The 20,092-nt window shown below is 48.0% G+C and carries 20 protein-coding genes; 14 read left to right on the top strand and 6 right to left on the bottom strand.

Annotated elements, in window-relative coordinates:
- Positions 1–117: 117 nt before the first annotated feature.
- The 4 genes from SVI_RS06030 to SVI_RS20880 form a co-directional block, all read right to left on the bottom strand.
- Positions 118–573: a YaiI/YqxD family protein gene (locus SVI_RS06030; RefSeq protein WP_013050577.1), complete on the bottom strand. Its 456-nt coding sequence runs from the start codon at positions 571–573 to the stop codon at positions 118–120.
- Positions 574–812: 239 nt separating this feature from the next.
- Entirely contained in the window at positions 813–1,391 is a 579-nt protein-coding gene (locus SVI_RS06025) for a PhnA domain-containing protein (RefSeq protein ID WP_013050576.1), read from the bottom strand.
- 250 nt (positions 1,392–1,641) lie between these two features.
- A complete protein-coding gene (locus SVI_RS06020) occupies positions 1,642–1,995 on the bottom strand; it encodes a group I truncated hemoglobin (protein ID WP_013050575.1) in 354 nt (117 codons plus the stop codon).
- A gap of 254 nt (positions 1,996–2,249) precedes the next feature.
- Entirely contained in the window at positions 2,250–2,426 is a 177-nt protein-coding gene (locus tag SVI_RS20880; RefSeq protein ID WP_013050574.1) for a carbon storage regulator, read from the bottom strand.
- A gap of 339 nt (positions 2,427–2,765) precedes the next feature.
- Here SVI_RS20880 and SVI_RS06015 point away from each other — a divergent pair, with 339 nt between their 5' ends.
- Positions 2,766–3,398 (top strand): NAD(P)H-dependent oxidoreductase, encoded by a 633-nt coding sequence (locus SVI_RS06015; RefSeq protein WP_013050573.1) that lies wholly within the window; start codon positions 2,766–2,768, stop codon positions 3,396–3,398.
- Positions 3,399–3,419: 21 nt separating this feature from the next.
- Positions 3,420–5,342: a monovalent cation:proton antiporter-2 (CPA2) family protein gene (locus SVI_RS06010; protein WP_013050572.1), complete on the top strand. Its 1,923-nt coding sequence runs from the start codon at positions 3,420–3,422 to the stop codon at positions 5,340–5,342.
- 152 nt (positions 5,343–5,494) lie between these two features.
- Here SVI_RS06010 and SVI_RS06005 read toward each other — a convergent pair whose 3' ends face one another.
- Positions 5,495–6,403 carry a LysR family transcriptional regulator gene (locus tag SVI_RS06005; RefSeq protein WP_013050571.1) on the bottom strand — a complete coding sequence of 303 codons (909 nt, stop codon included), beginning with the start codon at positions 6,401–6,403 and terminating at the stop codon, positions 5,495–5,497.
- Between the two features lie 101 nt (positions 6,404–6,504).
- Here SVI_RS06005 and SVI_RS06000 point away from each other — a divergent pair, with 101 nt between their 5' ends.
- On the top strand, positions 6,505–7,641 hold the full coding sequence (locus tag SVI_RS06000) for an alkene reductase (RefSeq protein WP_013050570.1): 1,137 nt from the start codon (positions 6,505–6,507) through the stop codon (positions 7,639–7,641).
- Positions 7,642–7,876: 235 nt separating this feature from the next.
- Here the strand turns inward: SVI_RS06000 and SVI_RS05995 are convergent, their stop codons facing one another.
- Positions 7,877–9,913, bottom strand: a complete 2,037-nt coding sequence (locus SVI_RS05995; protein ID WP_041419735.1) for an oxidoreductase — start codon at positions 9,911–9,913, stop codon at positions 7,877–7,879.
- Between the two features lie 297 nt (positions 9,914–10,210).
- Here SVI_RS05995 and SVI_RS05990 point away from each other — a divergent pair, with 297 nt between their 5' ends.
- The 11 genes from SVI_RS05990 to SVI_RS05940 all read left to right on the top strand — a co-directional run bounded on the left by SVI_RS05990 (position 10,211) and on the right by SVI_RS05940 (position 20,075).
- Positions 10,211–11,254: a helix-turn-helix domain-containing protein gene (locus SVI_RS05990; RefSeq protein WP_049791035.1), complete on the top strand. Its 1,044-nt coding sequence runs from the start codon at positions 10,211–10,213 to the stop codon at positions 11,252–11,254.
- A 191-nt stretch (positions 11,255–11,445) separates the two neighbouring features.
- Positions 11,446–11,844: a MerR family transcriptional regulator gene (locus SVI_RS05985; RefSeq protein ID WP_013050566.1), complete on the top strand. Its 399-nt coding sequence runs from the start codon at positions 11,446–11,448 to the stop codon at positions 11,842–11,844.
- 144 nt (positions 11,845–11,988) lie between these two features.
- A complete protein-coding gene (locus SVI_RS05980; RefSeq protein ID WP_013050565.1) occupies positions 11,989–13,158 on the top strand; it encodes an isovaleryl-CoA dehydrogenase in 1,170 nt (389 codons plus the stop codon).
- 79 nt (positions 13,159–13,237) lie between these two features.
- The gene (locus tag SVI_RS05975; RefSeq protein WP_013050564.1) at positions 13,238–14,845 is read left to right on the top strand and encodes a carboxyl transferase domain-containing protein; all 1,608 of its coding nucleotides are present in this window, start codon (positions 13,238–13,240) and stop codon (positions 14,843–14,845) included.
- 57 nt (positions 14,846–14,902) lie between these two features.
- Positions 14,903–15,742 carry an enoyl-CoA hydratase-related protein gene (locus tag SVI_RS05970; RefSeq protein ID WP_013050563.1) on the top strand — a complete coding sequence of 280 codons (840 nt, stop codon included), beginning with the start codon at positions 14,903–14,905 and terminating at the stop codon, positions 15,740–15,742.
- Positions 15,742–17,859 (top strand): acetyl-CoA carboxylase biotin carboxylase subunit, encoded by a 2,118-nt coding sequence (locus SVI_RS05965; RefSeq protein WP_013050562.1) that lies wholly within the window; start codon positions 15,742–15,744, stop codon positions 17,857–17,859. Before SVI_RS05970 ends, SVI_RS05965 begins: the two co-directional genes overlap by 1 nt.
- Before the next feature lie 2 nt (positions 17,860–17,861).
- Complete coding sequence (locus SVI_RS05960) at positions 17,862–18,008, top strand: 3-methylcrotonoyl-CoA carboxylase subunit alpha (RefSeq protein WP_013050561.1); 147 nt, start codon at positions 17,862–17,864, stop codon at positions 18,006–18,008.
- A 2-nt stretch (positions 18,009–18,010) separates the two neighbouring features.
- Positions 18,011–18,160, top strand: coding sequence for a 3-methylcrotonoyl-CoA carboxylase subunit alpha (locus tag SVI_RS05955; RefSeq protein WP_013050560.1), 150 nt, complete (start codon positions 18,011–18,013; stop codon positions 18,158–18,160).
- 2 nt (positions 18,161–18,162) lie between these two features.
- A complete protein-coding gene (locus SVI_RS05950; RefSeq protein ID WP_013050559.1) occupies positions 18,163–18,321 on the top strand; it encodes a 3-methylcrotonoyl-CoA carboxylase subunit alpha in 159 nt (52 codons plus the stop codon).
- A gap of 1 nt (position 18,322) precedes the next feature.
- Positions 18,323–19,213 carry a hydroxymethylglutaryl-CoA lyase gene (locus SVI_RS05945; RefSeq protein ID WP_013050558.1) on the top strand — a complete coding sequence of 297 codons (891 nt, stop codon included), beginning with the start codon at positions 18,323–18,325 and terminating at the stop codon, positions 19,211–19,213.
- A 148-nt stretch (positions 19,214–19,361) separates the two neighbouring features.
- The gene (locus SVI_RS05940) at positions 19,362–20,075 is read left to right on the top strand and encodes a CoA transferase subunit A (RefSeq protein ID WP_013050557.1); all 714 of its coding nucleotides are present in this window, start codon (positions 19,362–19,364) and stop codon (positions 20,073–20,075) included.
- Positions 20,076–20,092: the final 17 nt, after the last annotated feature.

Here is a 20,092-nt window from a genome sequence, read left to right as displayed (position 1 = left end):
CATACTTCCTGTAAATGGCACCAAGCATTTGGGCTATATCTCGGCCGATATATTTAACCAGTTTCACCGTTTAGATAAGCCCATTAAAAGAACCAAGAGCAAGCCAGTCTCAATGATTTAATCAGGTTTATGATGTTTAGTGATAAATCTATCCAGCTGATTGGCAAATGCTTGGCGATCACTCTGGCCCAAGGCTGCGGGGCCGCCGGTTTGCACACCACTGGAACGCATGGTGTCCATGAAGTCTCGCATATTCAAAATAGCCTTAATATTTTGATCCGTATAAAGCTCACCACGAGGATTAAGCGCCACGCCGCCTTTATCTATCACTTCCGATGCCAAGGGGATATCAGCTGTGATCACCAGGTCTCCGGCATCGAGACGCTTAACTATCTCATCATCGGCTACATCGAAACCCGATGAGACGATCACCATCTTTATAAAACGTGACGGTGGAATACGCATAGAATGGTTAGCCACCAGAGTCACTTCCACTTTAGCTCTATCGGCCGCCCTAAACAGCGTCTCTTTTATCACGCCGGGACAAGCATCGGCATCAACCCAAATTTTCATATTGTTCCAATCGTTATTTATATTAGTAAGGTCAATTTAATTTTTGACCGCTAGCTATAGTGTGCAGCTGATTTCAATGATTCTAAACAAACATATCATCAGTTTCTAGCATAACGGCTTAAAGGTATCAGCTTCAAAGCTTAATCCTGTTAAAAAATATAAACCAAACAATAAAGCCAGGGCTATCTTATGGATAACCCTGGCTTCTAATCTTTAGCAATAAACTCTACTGCTGGAGTTTACTCTTCGCTTAGCGGCACTTTCTTAACATAACAAGTTAAAATAACGATACGAGTACCGTTAACACGCCCTTCGATGTGCTCAGGGTTATTTGTCAGTGAGATGCCACGAACCGTAGTACCACGCTTAGCGGTAAAGGTGGTGCCTTTCACGTTAAGATCTTTGATGATCACTACGTTATCACCGGCTTCGATAATGGCGCCGTTGCTGTCTCTATGAGGCACGAAATCTTCGTCAACCTCTTCGATGCCTGCATCGCCCCATGCCTGCATGTCATCATCCAGATAAAGCATATCCAGTAGATCACGTGCCCATGCTTCTTCGCTAATTTGCTTAAGCATACGGTAAGCCATCACCTGCACGGCAGGAACCTGACTCCACATGCTGTCATTAAGACAACGCCAGTGGTTCATGTCTATGGTGCTACGGTCTTGGATCTGACCAGTACAAGTATCACAGATCATGATACGCGCATCGCCGTATCCTTTTGAGTCTGGAAGCTCATAGGACGCTAATTTTGATTCGCTACTACACAGCTCACATTTGTTGTCACAGCGCTTTAATAGTTCTCTAGTCATCTCGATCTCTTAAATCAAACATCTACACAATAATGGCCGCACTATAGCACAGAGTCCTAAAGTGAAAAAGACAGTGAGGCTTAAGCTTAGAGGCAGCGCATGTTTCAGAGTGATCGCCCTCAGATTAAACGGGGTTTCTACTCGCTTAATCTAACCAAGTCACCGCAATAAATACCAAGCAATATAAGATCAAAAACGCAGCCAGTTGGCTGCGTAGATAAAAAGATGAACAAAGATTGTTAATCTAAGATTAGGCGCCGATAATCTCTCCCTTGAGCGAATAGGCTATCATCAAGAGCTCTTGCTTCTCTTGTGATCCCACCTCGTTCTTATCCAGTGCCACCATGATGTCATCAATTACGGCTAAGTATTCCACCTCGTTGATATTCATGCATCGATGAGCTTCCGGCATAGATTTACCCGTGTAGTCCTGTGGGCCGCCAGTACCGGCACACAAAAACTCGGTCACCATCTTGATCACTTGCTCTCTGTTACTGTCCTTATAACGACTAGCCACGGTTGGGTTTGTCGCATGGGTATCGAAAATATCTGCCGCAATCCGTGCGATTTTGTTCTCCCCTCCAAGACGATCATAAAGACTCATAACACACCTCGTATTGATTAAACTTAATGGCTCATTAAGTCTAGTAGAAAGGAGTGTGGATGGATAAAAACTCACGACATTTTATGGGGAGAAGATTTACAGTCATAAGTTAAACAGAGCTTAGTAAGCACCCAGCAAACTGGCCTAAGAGATGTGATCTCGTAAACTCAACTCAACTGAACTGATTCAACGCAACTAATTAAACGAAACTGGTCCAGCTTATTCAAAAAGAGGCTAGATACACAGAGGCTAACTCAATCACCTAACTCCAAGATCTCACTTCGATAGATATCAACCGAACCATCGGCAATGATGCCAATGCGGTTATCGGCATAAACATTGATCTCTATATCTTGAAGTTTGTGGCCGTTTTCATCATAGATATTGGTGATAGTGATCGATGAATTAGGCTTTCTGGTGAGAATAAGCATAAAACCTCCATGTTAAAATATAGCTCTCAGAGCAATATACCCACTAGGTTTAGCAATGAAGTTTAATTTTAGCAAATACCACATTGCCATGACGCAACATAGTGGCAATTTATTTCAATCAGATAATTGAAAATGATCACTGGGATGACTCACACCTGCAGTGCAAAATAAATCAACCAAAGTCTAGACTCAGCCTTTTAAAATAGCAGCCATGATAAGAGAGCGAGATGGGGCCTATAAGTACTGGCGATAACCAAGATAAGCTAACGAGTTATGTCAGCGTATTAACTTATGATAACTTAGCCAGCAGTACCTGTTATCCCTCCACAAGGACAAGTTATGCCAGAGGAAAGAAAGAAAATCTTAGTGCTATTCGCACATCCATCTCAGGAGCGTTCCGAGGTCAACAAGCTGCTATTTAAAGCCAGCCAAGAACACAGTGATGTCACTGCCATAGATCTTTATCGTGAGTACCCAACTTTTCACATCAATATCGACAGAGAGCAGCAACGCTTACTTGACCATCAGGTGATCATTTTCCTATTTCCTCTGCATTGGTACTCGACGCCAGCCATCCTGAAACAATGGCAAGATCTGGTGCTCGAATATGGCTTCGCCTATGGCGCAGATGGCGTAGCCTTAAAGGGCAAAACATTTTTTTGTGCAACCACAGCTGGCGGTAACGAAAAAGCCTATCAGGGTGATGGCTATAATCACTTCACCATTCGAGAGCTGCTATACCCCATAGAGCAAACCGCCAATTTAACCGGTATGCACTATCTGGCTCCCTTCGTGCTGTTTAGCAGCCGTAATGCCAGCGAAGAGGGAAGAATTCCCGGCCATATTGACGCATTTAATGCTTTGCTAACCTCCTTAGCGACAAACACTCTGGACCTCTCTCACGCAGCCTCCTTGCCCGTGCTTAATCAGGCACATGTGCACCAGAGTGAGCAAGCATCTCAAACACTTTAGCCTAAGGTAAGGTAACTTTTTATGACAGCGTATTTTATTCAAGCCTTTATCTACCTGTGCGCCGCCGTGATTGCCGTGCCCCTGGCCAAACGCTTTGGGCTAGGTTCGGTACTGGGTTATCTCATCGCCGGTGTGGTGATAGGCCCTATCGTTGGTCTGGTCGGTAGCGAAACCAACACACTGCAGCATTTCGCCGAATTTGGCGTAGTCATGATGCTTTTCTTAGTGGGCCTCGAACTCGAGCCGCGCATGCTGTGGGATATGCGCAATAAACTCATGGGACTTGGAGGGCTACAAATAGGATTAACCACGGCCGTTATCATGGCAGCTGGTATTCACTTCGGTCTGGGCTGGAGCGTCGCCTTCACGGTTGGTCTCATCTTCGCCCTGTCATCCACAGCTATCGTGTTACAAACATTCAGCGAGAAAAACCTCTCCAAGACTGAGGGCGGTAAGAATGCCTTCTCGGTGCTGCTATTTCAGGATATTGCCGTGATCCCCATGCTGGCACTCATCCCATTACTTGCCCTACCTGAATTGGTGGAAAAAGCCCAGACCTTAGTTAGCCTAGCGGCTGAGCACAATGAGGAGCTATCACTGGTGGCCGAACTACCAGGTTGGGCCTACGGCATCACAGTATTACTCGCCATTTCTTCAGTGGTCGTTGGCGGACATTATCTGAGTCGCCCACTGTTTCGCTATGTAGCCAGCTCAGGCCTGAGAGAGATATTCACCGCCACAGCACTCATGTTAGTCATAGGCATTGCAGCCCTGATGAGTCTGGTTGGCCTCTCTCCTGCCCTAGGCACCTTCTTAGCCGGTGTCGTACTGGCAAACAGCGAGTTCCGCCACCAACTAGAGTCCAATATTGAACCTTTCAAGGGACTCTTATTAGGGTTATTTTTTATCACGGTTGGCGCTGGGATCGATTTTGGCGTGCTGGCCAGCAACATTGGCCCGGTTCTGGGCATCACAGCCGGCGTCATGCTAGTCAAAGCGCTAATTTTATTAGTGCTTGCCTTCATCTTCCGCATAAAGAACAGTGACCGCTGGCTATTTGCTCTGAGTCTGGCTCAGGCCGGTGAGTTTGGCTTCGTGCTCCTTAGCTACACGGTACAGAATCATGTCATCCCAACAGATCTGGCTCAGATGCTCTCCCTCGTCGTCGCCCTGTCTATGTTCCTCACCCCAGGCTTGTTCATCTTCTTCGACAAGGTGATCTTACCCAGATACGAGGAGAGCGAAAACAAACCCGAGGCCGATGAAATAACCGAAAGAGGCACAGTGATCATAGCCGGAATTGGCCGCTTCGGTCAGATGGTCAACCGCTTTCTTGTCGCCAATAAAATCAAGACTGTGGTGCTGGATCAATCTGTCGATCAGGTGGCCAACCTAAGAAAAATCAATGTCAAAAGCTTCTATGGTGATGCCACCCAGCCTGACCTACTCCACACCGCAGGTATAGAAGATGCCAGCATGCTGGTCATTGCCATAGACAACAATGAGCGCGCCGTTGAGCTGACAAAATACATCAAGCGCACCTATCCTAAGGTGATGATTTTCGCTCGCGCCTTCGATAGAGGGCATCACTTCGAGCTCAAGCATGCGGGCGCCGACTTTATCGTCAGCGAAACCTATCACTCGGCACTGGAGCTAGGCAAAGAGGCACTGATAGCCCTTGGGGTTCACCCCTTTAAGGCCGAACAAAAGAAGGCCACCCTGCGTGAGCTCGAGTTATGCTACAAGGATTCACTCTATGAGATGTGGAAGGAAAACAGCGAAGACAGTAAGTACAGCACACACTACAGAAATCTGTTTATCGAGTTGGAAACTGCCATAGCAAAAGCCATGAAGAGTGAACACTTAGATGAACAAGCCAGAGTTGAGCGTGGCTGGACCCCGCCCCCCAAGGATTACCAAAAACATATGAACCAGAACAAATAAACCATATAGATTTTAAACTTGGCTGGACAAGCATCACAGCCAAAGATTACCAAAAACATATGAATGAGAATGAAGAATGAGATCCTAGGAACTAGGAACTTAACCCTTTTTTATTCCTGCCACCATGACTTCTTCACGCACAAGGTGACCGATTAGCCGGCCACCTTGAGTCGTTCCGTCAGGAAGTCGACGAATACCTTGACCCGATTCACCGCCTTACTCTCCTTGCTGTAAACCGCGAAGATACCGTTATCGAACGTAGTCGAGGTCACCTCAAAATCTGGCAGTAGCTGTATCAGGGCGCCGGACTCTATCTCAGCTTGTATGCCCCATACTGGCTGAATGATGATACCTGCGCCATCTAGGGCACACTGTTTCAGGATATCGGCATTATTGCTGGTCAACACGCTGTCTTTCAGTGGAATACGATAGGATTTGCCCTGTTTTCTCAAGGTCCAACTGTGATAGGGAGTAGAGAAGTTAAACGACAACATGGCATGCTCCCGTAAATCTTCGGGCTTAATCACTTCAGCATGTCTGGCCAGGTATTCGGGAGAGGCCGCCATGGCAAAACTGTGGGGACCCAGCCGCCTGGCGATAAGGTTAGAGTCTTTAAGACGACTCAGACGTACCGCCACATCGAATCCCTCCTCCACCAGCTTAGTCATGCCATCATCGCACTGCATCACCACCCTGAGATCCGGATACAAGGCCAGAAACTCAGGTAACAGAGGCGCCAGATGCAGCTGACTGAACCACCAGGGCACTGATACCTTCAATGTTCCATGGGGAGTGACATTCTCGGCACTTAGCTCGGCTGCCAGATTTTCCATCTCCATGATCAAACCACTGGCGCGTCCATAGAGTATCTCTCCCGCAGGTGAGAGTTGTACATGGCGTGTGGTACGAGTAAATAGGGACACATTGAGCTGGCTCTCTAGCTGAGCTATCTGGCGTGACACAGATGAGTTGGCCATATTGAGCTTTCGAGCCGCCTTAGCGAAGCTGTTGGCCTCGGCAACCGCCATAAAGCTTCTTAGATTAGGAAGTTTATCCAGCATATTATTTCGTTTATTCGAATAGTTATTTCGAAGTTTAGTTATTTTTCAGCATTAATAGAAGTCTTATATTAGCCGAAGAACAGAGTAATCAAGGCTAACTTATGAAATATCCCGCACTATTTGACACAGCAACACTGGGCTCACTGACCTTAGAAAATCGTATCGTGCTCCCCCCACTGACCCGCTCCCGCAGCAGTCAGCCAGGTAACATAGCCAACGAACTGATGGCTAAATACTATAGCCAAAGATCCGGTGCCGGTTTTATGATCACCGAAGGCACTCAAATAGAGCCCAGAGGTCAGGGCTATGCCTGGACTCCTGGCATTCACTCCCCCGAGCAAGTCGAGGGCTGGCGTAAGGTTACCCAAGCCATACATGATCAAGGTAAGGTGATTTTCGCTCAGCTCTGGCATGTAGGCCGAGTATCCCACACCAGTTTACAGCCGGGCAATGCCGCGCCAATAGCTCCCTCGGCGGGCAAGGCTGACACGGTCAGCGTGTTTATCGAGACAGGCCCTGGAGAAGGTGCATTAGCTGAGCCTTCACCGGCCCGAGCACTTTCTACCCAGGAGGTTAAGGAGCTGGTTCAGCTCTACAAACAAGCCGCAGTCAACGCTAAAGATGCGGGCTTTGACGGCATAGAGATACACAGTGCCAATGGTTATCTGGTAAACCAGTTTATCTCAGATAAGAGTAATTTCAGGCAAGATGAATACGGCGGATCATTAGAGAATAGACTGCGTTTCCTGAAGGAAATTGTCGAGGCTGTGACCCAGGTATTCAGTCCGGAAAGAGTCGGAGTACGTTTCGCGCCTATGTTCGAGACCACACAAGAAGACCGTATCTATCTTGGCCTATTAGAAGATGATCCCCACACCACCTATGTGACGGCAATCAAGATGCTGGAGCAGGCTAAACTAGGCTATCTGTCTCTTGCAGAAGCCGATTGGGACAATGCACCTGAACTGCCCGACAGTTTCAGACAGGCAGTGAGAGACAGCTTTTCTGGACTCATCATCTACGCCGGACGTTACACCCCAGAACGTGGCCAACGGCTATTGGAGAAGAACTTGGGTGACTTGATTGCCTTCGGTCGTCCCTTCATTGCCAACCCAGACCTGCCTGAGCGGATCCGTCATGATCTTCCCCTCAATGCTGTAGACCCTACGACCATGTATGGCGGCACTGACTTGGGTTACACGGATTATCCTACTGCAGACATGCCTCAGACAAACTAAGCCCATCTGAAATTAACAACAGACTCGGGGTCACCGGTAAAGACCAAGATGATATTTAGGCCATAGACTTGGTTCTCGATTTCAACTCATCACCCGATATCGGCTGCTGTTTCTCTTGGTTGTTTTAATACCAATCGGTATAAGCTGGTTTATCCCCAGACATGAAAAAGGCCTAGCCAATATGGCTAAGCCTTTTTTCCTGTCATCCTTACCTAACTAGGTAAGAAGAGAGAGCTTAGAGAGAGCGAGCGACTTCATAACCGTCCCAAATGGCGGTCATTATGGTACGAGCCTGCTGGCTATCACCTATGTTGAACACTTCATCTACATCCAACTCGTTGGCAAGTTCATCGAACAAGCCATGTTCCGCCTTATAGCCCATGGCCAAGACCACATGATCCGATTCAAGTTCCTGAAGCTCAGCCCCATCGGCAGCTTGTGCACTGTGCATCATGATGCCTGTATCTGTGATGAAATCTAGATAAGTCGAAGTCTTCACATCGACATTCTCGAATTCCAACAGCTCTTTGAGCATCTGGTAGTTAGCAAAACAGGTTTTATGTGGACCGCCAATGAGGTCGTCACTGGCTTCGATTAGGGTCACAGATTTGCCTCTCTGGGCCATCCATAATGCCGCTTCGGAGCCTACCAAACCGCCGCCGATGACGGTTAGCTTGTCGCCGGTGATAAGCTCAGGATTCATCAACATCTTCTCGGCTGTCATCACATGTGGCTTATCAGCCCCTTTCAACCAAGCAGGCTGAGTCGGACGAGAACCAGTAGCGAAGATGACCACATCTGCGTTTTCCGCTTCGATATTCTCTTTAGTGGCCAGAGTATTCATGCGAACCTCGACGGCCTTTCTTTCCATTTCACCACTGTACCAGACGACAAGCTGCTTATCGTCATGCTTAAACGGAGGCTGACCACCTGGGATCACATTGCCGCCAAGCTCAGAAGCCTTCTCCATCAAGATTACGCTATGACCACGCTCGGATGCGATACGCGCCGCTTCCATGCCGCCGACGCCGCCGCCGATCACGACAACTTTCTTTGGCTTGAACGCAGGGGTAAGTGCATACTCCTCCTCGCGACCACAACTTGGGTTTACCGCACAAGAGATATTACCCACTTCGGCCATACGGCCCAGACAACCTAAGTGACAAGAGAGACAAGGACGAACTTCTTCGAAGCGTCCGCGACGTATCTTGTTAACCACTTCAGGGTCTGCAAGTAGAGGACGTCCCATGGAGATGCCATCACAGATGCCATTTTCAACCGCATGTGAAGCCAAGTCTGGATTTTCCATGCGGCCAGCCATAAGCACTGGGATATCGACTACTTCCGATACTGCTTTACAGTAAGGCTTGTACATACCTGGCTGGAAATAGTTCGGTGGATGGTTCCAATACCAAGAATCATAGGTACCAGCATCGACATTAAGGGCATCATAACCCGCATCTTGCAGATACTTAGCCGCTTTAAGGCCTTCTTCCATATCGCGGCCCACTTCTTCAGCTTCTTCGCCTGGGAGTATCCCCTGGCCATAGGCTTTCATGTTGCCTTTAACTGAGTAGCGCAGCGATACAGGGAAATGCTTACCACATACAGCCTTAATCCCTTCGACTATCTCGACAGCGAAGCGATAACGGTTCTCGAAGCTGCCACCATATTCATCCGTGCGCTTATTGAAAAACTTCATGGTGAACTGATCTAACAGATAACCTTCGTGGACAGCGTGGATCTCAACCCCATCGAAGCCCGCTTTTTGAGCGATAGCTGCAGACTCGACAAACTTAGAGATAAAGTACTTAACTTCTTCCGTAGTCAGCTCCCTATGCTCAATGCTGGGATCGAAACGGTTAGGTGCAGCCGATGGTGCAATGCTCTTATCAAGAGGAGTAAAGCCTGGGATACAAGAGCGGCCCCAACCAGCAGTGAGCTGAGCGAAAATCTTAGTGCCATAGCTGTGAATGCGTTCGGTCATCTCACGGGCGCTGCGAACATAAGCCACGGGATTAACGGTAGGACAAGGCAGTGAAGGCATAGGGAACTGCTCTAGCTCATTCTCCACCATCTGAACCCCAGTGATGATGAGGCCAACGCCCCCTCTAGCACGAGCGATATAGTAATCCTGTCCGCGCTTATTATAAGCGCCATCACCGTCTACACACCCTAGAGTGCCCATGGGTGCCATAGAATAGCGGTTTTTAAGTTTTAGTTGACCAATTTGCATTGATTCAAAAAGTACTCTATGTTCTTGTTTCAACATAGTAAACTCCAAAAAGTTGTTGTGGCTTGACCAGAAAATCGATTAACTAACTGGTCTGTTCATCTGACTTAAGCCAACAAACGAGTTAATTAATTGTTTTGCTTAGGTCTATTAAAGCAAGCGAACTATTACATGATTTTACATTTCTGGCCAAAGGTCCGACCATTATGGCCAAGTCAGAAAACTATGACATAGATCCTGAATACACCCCCTAGTCACCAAATCTGGTAAATAGTATGCAACAAGTTGATATGGAACTGATATAGTGAAGCCTGCTAAAGTTGCCTAATAATACAGATGAAAATTGATCCGAATCGAGTGATACATAAAGGTTGGTTAACCTTATTTTTAGATAATTTAGATGAACTCGAACTGGGGGATATTACCGAGTTAGAGCGCTCCATGAGGGATACTCTGGCTCTGGCCGATGATAATCACTTCTACATAGAAACCAAGAAGATGAAACACTTCATCTATGAGATCTATGAGTCTTTAGGTTCCGGGCTATTTTTCACCCAGGTGGCCGACAATATCTCGCCCCTCACTTTTGGCAACTACTCCCTGGTGTTATGGACCTCCCCCACTGTGAGGGAGATGTTAGAAAACCTGTGTGAGTACTCCATCTTCTTGGGTTCAACCACCCGCATGAAGCTAATCGAGAACAGTCAAGGTGATCTCGAGATCCTCTTCATCACCAATGAGACGTTAAACATCCAGCCTCTCACCTACCTAGGTCAGGCTTATTTCGTCTCTCTTATCATTAAGTTACTGTTAAAGCTTTGCCCACAAATGGCTAACACCATTAAGTTAAAGGTCCATGACTTCCCCTTCGATAACAAGCAAGTATTTAACTTTGAGAAACAATTAAACTGTGTCCTCAGCCTAAATTCACCCATCATGAAGATCATCATCAGTCAGCACTTTTTGAATTTCCCCATCGCCACCAGCGACCCAGATATCTATCCCTCTCTGGTGCTAATACTAAAAAATTGGGTAGTTAAGATCCAATCTGAGGATATCTTGCTGCGTATCTACGATGTTTTTGAGCAGTTCCCTCGCCTATCGGATGCCAGCAATCAGAAAGTGGCCGATGGACTTATGATGAGTGTCAGGACACTAAACAGAAGATTATCGGAGATCAATACCAGCTACCGAAATGTGGTGGAGAAATACAAACTGGAAAAGGCCCTCTTCTTGCTGAAACAGCAAAGAGTCAATATGACAGAGATCGCCTTTCAGCTTGGCTTCGCCGATCTGAGTAGCTTCTCCCGAGCATTTAAACGTTGGACTGGGCTATCGCCGTCAAACGTACATTCCAAGCAAAGAAAGCCATTAGCCTGATAAGATAAACACAAGATATAAATAATGCTTCCCCAAAATAGCTAGTGCTATAACGTGCCAGATAATCTGACTGGCACATTTCCTTGACATGCTTTTACTGCTTTTATTCACCTGACAAAATGGCCATTACCTTTACCTTTACGTAAACTTCATATATCGTTCTGGAAAAGTTAAATATTATGGTGTTTTTTATGACTGAAAATCAGAGCCCCCAGACAAATTACTCTATTAGCGATCTCTCCAAAGAATTTGATATTACCACTCGTAGTATCCGTTTCTATGAAGATCAGGGCTTACTTAAGCCTAAGCGTCGTGGGCAAACTCGCATCTATGTCCTAAAAGATAGGGTGCGTCTCAAACTGATCCTCAGAGGCAAACGCCTGGGATTCTCCCTCGCCGAAACCCGCCGCCTATTCGAACTCTACGATGCAGATAAGAACAGCAGCTCACAACTTCAAACCATGTTAGATCTGGTCGAAGACAAGAAATCATCCCTGCAGCAACAGATGGATGACATCAAGGTTGTCTTGATGGAACTAAACTCCGCCGAACAGCAATGTAGATCCGCGCTGGCACTACAAGAAAAATAACTAGCAACAATGATAAACAAAAGCTGCCAACCAGATTTAAGCACTAACATTTCAAGCTAAAGTTACAAGATAAAGTGACTAATAAAAGATAAGCAATAATAAAAATCTACTCATTAAAGATTAAAAATTGACAGGACACTAGCAATGACTCAACTCTACTCATCTCTCAATTTTGGCCTAGGCGAAGATATCGACATGCTGCGTGATGCGGTGCAGAACTTTGCCGCCAATGAAATAGCCCCCATCGCAGCAAAGACAGATTCAGACAACGAATTCCCTAATGAACTCTGGCCGGTATTGGGAGATATGGGTCTGCTGGGTGTAACAGTATCTGAAGAATATGGCGGCGCTGACATGGGTTATCTGGCTCATGTGGTCGCCATGGAAGAGATTTCACGCGCATCAGCTTCCATTGGTCTAAGCTACGGCGCCCACTCTAATCTGTGTGTTAACCAAATTAACCGTAACGGTAATGCCGAGCAAAAAGCCAAATACCTGCCTAAATTGGTCACAGGTGAGCATGTTGGCGCCCTTGCCATGAGTGAGCCAAATGCAGGCTCGGATGTGGTATCCATGAAGCTGCACGCTCGTAAAGAGGGTGACAGATACATCTTAAACGGCAACAAGATGTGGATCACCAACGGTCCTGACGCTCAAACTTATGTCATCTACGCTAAGACAGATCTCGACAAGGGTGCCCACGGCATCACGGCTTTTATTGTCGACCGAGACTCTAAGGGCTTTAGCACGGCGCAGAAACTCGACAAATTAGGCATGCGAGGCTCTAACACCTGTGAGCTGGTTTTCCAGGATTGCGAAGTGCCGGCAGAAAACATACTCGGTGGCCTGAACAACGGTATAAAAGTATTGATGAGCGGCCTGGATTACGAACGTGTGGTGCTATCCGGTGGTCCCCTGGGAATAATGAACGCCTGTATGGATATCGTCATTCCTTATGTTCATGAGCGTGAGCAATTCGGCAAGTCCATCGGACAATTCCAGCTGGTACAGGGCAAGCTTGCCGACATGTATACCGGCATGAACGCGGCTAAGTCTTATATCTACAATGTGGCCAAATCTTGCGACCGAGGCGAAACCACACGTAAAGATGCCGCCGGTGCCATCCTCTACTCCGCCGAGCTCGCCACTAAGATGGCACTGGATGCGATTCAGCTGCTAGGCGGTAACGGTTACGTCAACGAATATGCTACGGGCCGACTCCTGCGTGATGCCAAGCTCTATGAAATTGGCGCCGGTACCTCGGAGATCCGCCGCATGTTAATCGGCCGCGAGCTGTTCAACGAATCTAAGTAGCTCAGCCCACACAGAGGCGATACCAGTATTCATCTGGCATCGTCATTTGACCTCAGTTTTGCTCAAAAGGATTGAAACCGTGACGCAACTTAGCAGTCGTATAAATTCCCGCAGCGATGAATTCAAGGCAAAACATGACGACATGCTAGCCCTGGTTCAAGATCTTAAACTCAAGCTGCAACAGATTGAACAGGGCGGCGGCGAAGTAGCCCGTCAGCGCCATCTCTCCCGGGGGAAGCTGTTACCCAGACAAAGGGTCGAGAAGCTACTAGATCCCGGCTCGCCGTTTCTTGAACTCTCCCAGTTCGCCGCCTATGAATTATATGAAGATGTCATTCCTGCTGCAGGCGTTATTGCCGGAATAGGCCGAGTCAGCGGTATCGAATGCATGATCATCGCCAACGATGCCACGGTAAAAGGCGGCACTTATTACCCTGTCACGGTTAAGAAACACTTGCGAGCCCAAGAGATTGCCAGTCGCTGTCATCTGCCTTGTATCTATCTGGTAGATTCAGGCGGCGCCTACCTGCCCCGCCAAGATGAAGTCTTCCCAGACAGAGACCATTTCGGTCGCATCTTCTACAACCAGGCACAAATGTCAGCCAAAGGCATTCCTCAAATTGCCGTGGTCATGGGCTTATGTACCGCAGGTGGCGCCTATGTGCCAGCTATGGCAGATGAGTCAATTATCGTCAAAGAGCAAGGCACCATCTTCCTCGCCGGACCACCTCTGGTAAAGGCGGCAACCGGTGAAGAGGTCACGGCTGAAGAGCTAGGCGGCGCCGAGGTACACACTAAGATCTCTGGGGTTGCCGATCACTTGGCGCAAAACGATGACCATGCATTAGAGCTGGCACGTAAAGCCGTGACTCGTTTGAATCACCAGAAGACAATTGCAGCCCAACTCAGCCCGGTAAAACCGCCTAAATTCGATATCAATGAGCTCTACGGCATAGTCGGCACAGATTTAAAAAAGCCATACGATGTCAGGGAAGTGATTGCCCGTGTGGTCGATGACTCAGATTTCGATGAGTTTAAAGCCAACTACGGTAACACCTTAGTCTGTGGCTTCGCCCGTATTCACGGTTATCCCATAGGTATCATTGCTAACAACGGCATACTCTTCTCTGAGTCCGCCCAGAAAGGCGCCCACTTTATAGAGCTTTGTTGTCAACGCAAGATCCCTCTCCTGTTCCTGCAAAATATTACTGGCTTTATGGTGGGGAAAAAGTACGAGCATGAAGGCATAGCCAAACACGGTGCCAAGATGGTTATGGCAGTGTCTTGTGCCAATGTGCCTAAATTTACCGTCATCATAGGTGGCAGTTATGGCGCGGGTAACTACGGCATGTGTGGCCGTGCATTCGAACCTACCATGATGTGGATGTGGCCCAACGCACGCATATCTGTGATGGGCGGCGAGCAGGCAGCAGGCGTGTTAGCCACGGTGAAACGTGATGGTTTAGCCCGTAAAGGGGTCCAATGGTCAGATGATGAAGAGCAAAAGTTCCGCGCGCCTATCGTCGAGCAATACGACAAAGAGGGTCACCCCTACCATGCCAGCGCCCGCTTGTGGGATGACGGCATTATCGACCCGGCACAAACCCGGGATGTGGTGGGTTTAGCTTTATCTGCCGCGCTCAATGCGCCGATAGAAGAGACCAAATTTGGTGTCTTTCGTATGTAATGGCCTTGGCCATCCTGACCGATAAAGCGGTATTGACTAAGCTGTGAGTGCTGAACCATGACGACACAATTGATAGAAAATTTTAAATACGTTTCATGCCAACTGAGTAATGGCGTGGGACAGATGGTCCTCAACCGAGCCGAAAAGCATAATGCCTTCGATGAGGTGATGATCGCTGAGATGATCCAGACCCTCGAGCATTTTGCTCACAATGACGAATGTCAGGTACTGGTACTGAAAGCCAATGGCAAAAACTTCAGTGCAGGCGCCGATCTCGATTGGATGCGTAAGCAGGCCAAGATGGATTTCGAGCAAAACTTGGCTGATGCCAATGAGCTTGCCAAGCTGATGTCGACCTTAGATAAATTTCCCAAACCCACCATTGCCTTAGTCCAGGGGGCTGCATTTGGTGGCGCATTAGGGCTTATCTGTTGTTGTGATATCGCCATCGCCAATGAGCGAGCCAGTTTTTGCTTAAGTGAAGTGAAACTCGGACTCATCCCGGCGGTTATCAGCCCTTATGTCGTACGCGCCATGGGTCAACGTGCCTCGCGTCGCTACATGTTAACAGCCGAGAGATTTACTGCCGAAAAGGCACGGGATCTACAAGTCATTCACGAGATTAATGACGATCTCGAGGCCGCCGCCAAGCCTATTATCCAAGCCTTGCTCGCTAACAGCCCGCAAGGCATGGCATGGGTAAAAACCTTGCTATCTCGCCTCGAAGATGGCGTTATCGATGACGCGACTCTAAGTTATACCAGTGAACGAATCGCCAAAATTCGGGTATCAAATGAAGGCCAGGAAGGCTTAAATGCCTTCTTCGACAAGCGCAAGCCAAACTGGATCAGCGCTCAAAACGATTCAAAAAATATCAGTGCGCAAGGAGCCAAATAATGTTTAGCCAATCCTTAATAAAAAAACTATTAATTGCTAACCGTGGTGAAATCGCCTGTCGTATCATCAAAACAGCCAAGGCTATGGGCGTTCGCACCGTGGCTTTATACAGCGACGCCGACGTTCATGCCCGCCATGTGGCATTAGCCGATGAGTCTTTTTACTTAGGTGGCAGCGCGCCGGCAGACTCTTATCTTAAAGCCGATCTCATCATAGACATCGCCAAGAAGTCTGGCGCACAAGCCATACACCCGGGATACGGTTTCCTGTCTGAGAATGCCGAGTTTGCCCGAAAATGTGAGCAAGCCGGCATCATATTCGTCGGCCCTACAGCCGATGCCATCGACTCCATGGGCAGCAAGAGCGCCGCAAAAGATATCATGGGGGCAGCAAACGTCCCCCTAGTGCCTGGTTATCATGGTGATGCCCAAGATGATGCTCTACTCGTCAAGGAAGCCAACAAGATGGGTTTCCCCTTACTGATTAAGGCTACCTATGGCGGTGGCGGTAAAGGCATGCGTATCGTCGAGAGTAGCGCTGAAGTATTGGAAAATATTCACTCAGCCAGACGTGAAGCCAGCTCCTCTTTCGGTAACGACAAGCTCCTGATGGAGCGTTATCTGCGCCAACCTCGTCATGTAGAAGTACAAGTCTTCGCCGACAACTATGGCAACTGCATCTATTTATCAGATCGCGACTGTTCAATTCAGCGTCGTCATCAGAAAGTCGTCGAAGAAGCGCCAGCCCCAGGCCTAAGTGACGAACTCAGAGCCGAGATGGGTGAAGCGGCTGTCGCGGCGGCCAAAGCCATCGATTATCGCGGCGCAGGCACCATAGAATTTCTACTGGATACCGATAACAGCTTCTATTTTATGGAGATGAATACTCGTCTACAGGTTGAGCATCCTGTGACTGAGATGGTTACAGGCCAAGACTTAGTAAAATGGCAGTTGATGATAGCCAGCGGTAGTCACTTACCCTTGAAACAAGATGAAGTGCGTATTCACGGCCACTCATTCGAAGTGCGTATCTACGCCGAAGATCCGCAAAATGATTTCCTACCCGCCAGTGGAAAACTTAACTTCCTCCGTGAACCTGAGCAGAGTAAGTTTGTAAGAATCGACTCGGGCATTCGTGAAAACGATGTGATCAGTAACTTCTACGATCCTATGATCTCTAAGCTTATCGTGTGGGATGAGACTCGCCCACGAGCATTGCAACGTATGGTCCACTCTCTGGAGTCATATCAAATCAGCGGCTTGAAACACAATATCGAGTTTTTGGCTAACATCACCGAGCATAAAGCCTTCAGAGATGCCAATTTCAGCACCGACTTTATCGAACGCTACGGCGATGAGCTTATCGGCCGTAGCCCCCTTCTGTCACAAGAGTCGGCGTCAAATCATGAGCAAAATGCCTTAGCCTTAGCGGCGCTATACCAACTCTGTGCCCGTAAAGTCGCCGCTAAAGAATCTGCGGTGAACAGTCATGATCCTTACTCGCCTTGGGGAACTGTGAGTGGATTTAGGCTCAATAGCAGCAGTACCCACCAGGTCTCACTGCTAGATGATAAGCATCAAGTTCACCATCTAGCAGTCAGTGAAGTGATGATTGCCGGTCAGTCTGTCTATCAAGTTCAAATCGATGACAAGGCTTATGTATTAAAGGGCGATCTCATCGATGAAATGCTTCACGCTGAGATTGCTGTTAAAGACGAGCATGACAAGACTTCAGCTATCAAGGCATCTGGTCATAAAGTGAAAGTGCCTGTCAGCCAGGTTGAACAAGACTTCACCCTCTTTATCAATGCCACCAGCTATCATTATCGCGCCATTCAGACTGAGCTTGTTGAAGAGCAAGAGTGTCTCGCAGATAAGCTCAAGGCGCCGATGAATGGCACCATCGTGACTCATCTGGTCACTAAAGGTGATGCCGTGACAGCGGGTCAAGGCCTGATGGTGATGGAAGCGATGAAGATGGAATATACAATTGAATCACCCTTTGATGGTCTAGTGTCAGCCTTCTTCTTCGAACCCGGCGAGCTAGTCACAGACGGCACTATATTAGTAGAAGTCGAGCCTGCTGCCTCAGAAGAAAAAGCTGAAGGGAAAGCATGAAGATGACTCATGTAATAGACGCCATAGAATCACCCTTTGATGGTCTAGTATCAGCCTTCTTCTTCGAACCCGGCGAGCTAGTCACAGACGGCACTATATTAGTAGAAGTCGAGCCCCTAGAGCCTACTGAGACTGAAGGGAAAGCATGAAGATGACTCATGTAATAAACGCCATAGAATCACCCTTTGATGGTCTAGTTAGTGCGTTCTTCTTCGAGCCAGGCGAGCTAGTCACAGATGGCACCATATTAGTAGAAGTCGAACCAGCTGCCTCAGAAGAAAAAGCTGAAGGGAAAGCATGAAGATGACTCATGTAATAGACGCCATAGAATCACCCTTTGATGGTCTAGTGTCAGCCTTCTTCTTCGAACCCGGCGAGCTAGTCACAGACGGCACTATATTAGTAGAAGTCGAGCCTGCTGCCTCAGAAGAAAAAGCTGAAGGAAACGAGGATAAGAAATAAGATGCTGCCAAAACAAGTCTCTATTTTTGAAGTCGGTGCCCGCGATGGCCTGCAAAACGAAAAGCCCGTATCGACTCAAGATAAAATTGTCTTGATACAAGACCTAGCCAAAGCAGGCATTAAACGTATCGAAGCGGCGAGTTTCGTGTCACCCAAGTGGGTGCCGCAGATGGCCGACTCTGGTGAAGTATTGCGCAATATCAAGCGTGCAGTGGATGTGACCTATAGTGCGCTGACTCCGAATATGAAAGGCCTGGAACTTGCACTTGACGCCAAAGCCGACGAAGTTGCCATCTTTGGCGCGGCGTCAGAAAGCTTCTCTCAACGGAATATTAACTGCTCAATCCAAGAGTCCATCGCTCGCTTTGAGCCACTGATGGAGCGAGCTAAGGCCGAAAATATTCGGGTTCGAGGCTATGTGTCCTGCGTCTTAGGTTGCCCCTATGAAGGTGAGATTGATGTGAGTGAAGTGGCTCGCGTGTCTGAAATTCTTTACAAAATGGGCTGCTATGAAATATCACTCGGTGACACCATAGGCGTTGGCACGCCAAATAATGCCCGTAAAATGGTGCAAGCAGTCAGCCAAGTCGTGCCGGTGGATAAACTCGCACTGCACTTTCATGATACCTATGGACAAGCACTGGCGAATATTCTGGCCTGCCTTGAGACCGGCGTCAGTGTCGTCGACTCATCGGTAGCCGGCTTAGGTGGATGTCCCTATGCTAAAGGTGCATCGGGTAACTTAGCCAGCGAAGATCTGGTCTATATGTTACATGGGCTCGGAATAGACACAGGCATAGATCTAAGCTTGCTTGCCCAGGCTGGTAACACCATAAGCCAGGCCCTTGGCAGACAGACGGGCTCTAAAGTTGCACAAGCCTTAACCAGTTAAGAGCCATCAGCGAATAAAAAGCCAAGATGTAAGAGATATAACCGATACTGCATCTTAACTATTAGCTTACTAGCCTGAACCTGCTAATAATCTAGGTTCTCGGTAAACAGAATTAACACTCGACCCTTCTACAAAGGAGATAAGAATAATGGCAGGACTGAATAAAGTCGTACATAGCTATGAAGAAGCCCTTAAGGGTCTTTCCAATGACATGACTGTGATGGTTGGCGGATTTGGCCTTTGCGGTATCCCCGAAGGCTTGATCTCACATATGGTCAAAACTGGTGTAACTGGATTGACGGCCATCTCTAATAACGCCGGAGTCGATGATTTCGGCTTAGGCTTACTGCTCAAGAGCCGCCAAATCGATACCATGATAGCCTCCTATGTCGGTGAAAATGCCACCTTCGAGAAGCAGATGTTATCCGGCGAACTCAATGTTATCTTGACCCCCCAGGGCACACTCGCCGAGAAAATTCGTGCCGGCGGCGCAGGCATCCCCGCCTTCTTCACCGCGACGGGTTACGGAACCCCCATTGCTGAAGGCAAGGAGACCCGTGAGATAGACGGTCGCCATTACGTACTCGAACCCTCACTCACGGCAGATTTTGCCTTAATTCGCGCCTGGAAAGCCGATACCATGGGTAATTTAGTGTTTCGCAAAACCGCCGCTAACTTCAACCCCATGATGGCTACAGCAGGTAAAATTACCGTGGTTGAAGCCGAATATATCGTTGAGCCCGGCGAATTAGACCCAGATCATATCCACACCCCAGGGATTTACGTTAATCGTGTCATCCAAGCCACATTCGAAAAACGCATCGAGCAGCGTACCGTAAAGCCATCGACAGCTGAAGCATAAGCAGGAGGGAGAAGATA

The organism is Shewanella violacea DSS12 (assembly GCF_000091325.1).
Lineage (GTDB): Bacteria > Pseudomonadota > Gammaproteobacteria > Enterobacterales > Shewanellaceae > Shewanella > Shewanella violacea.
This window is presented reverse-complemented; position numbering and strand designations above follow the sequence as displayed.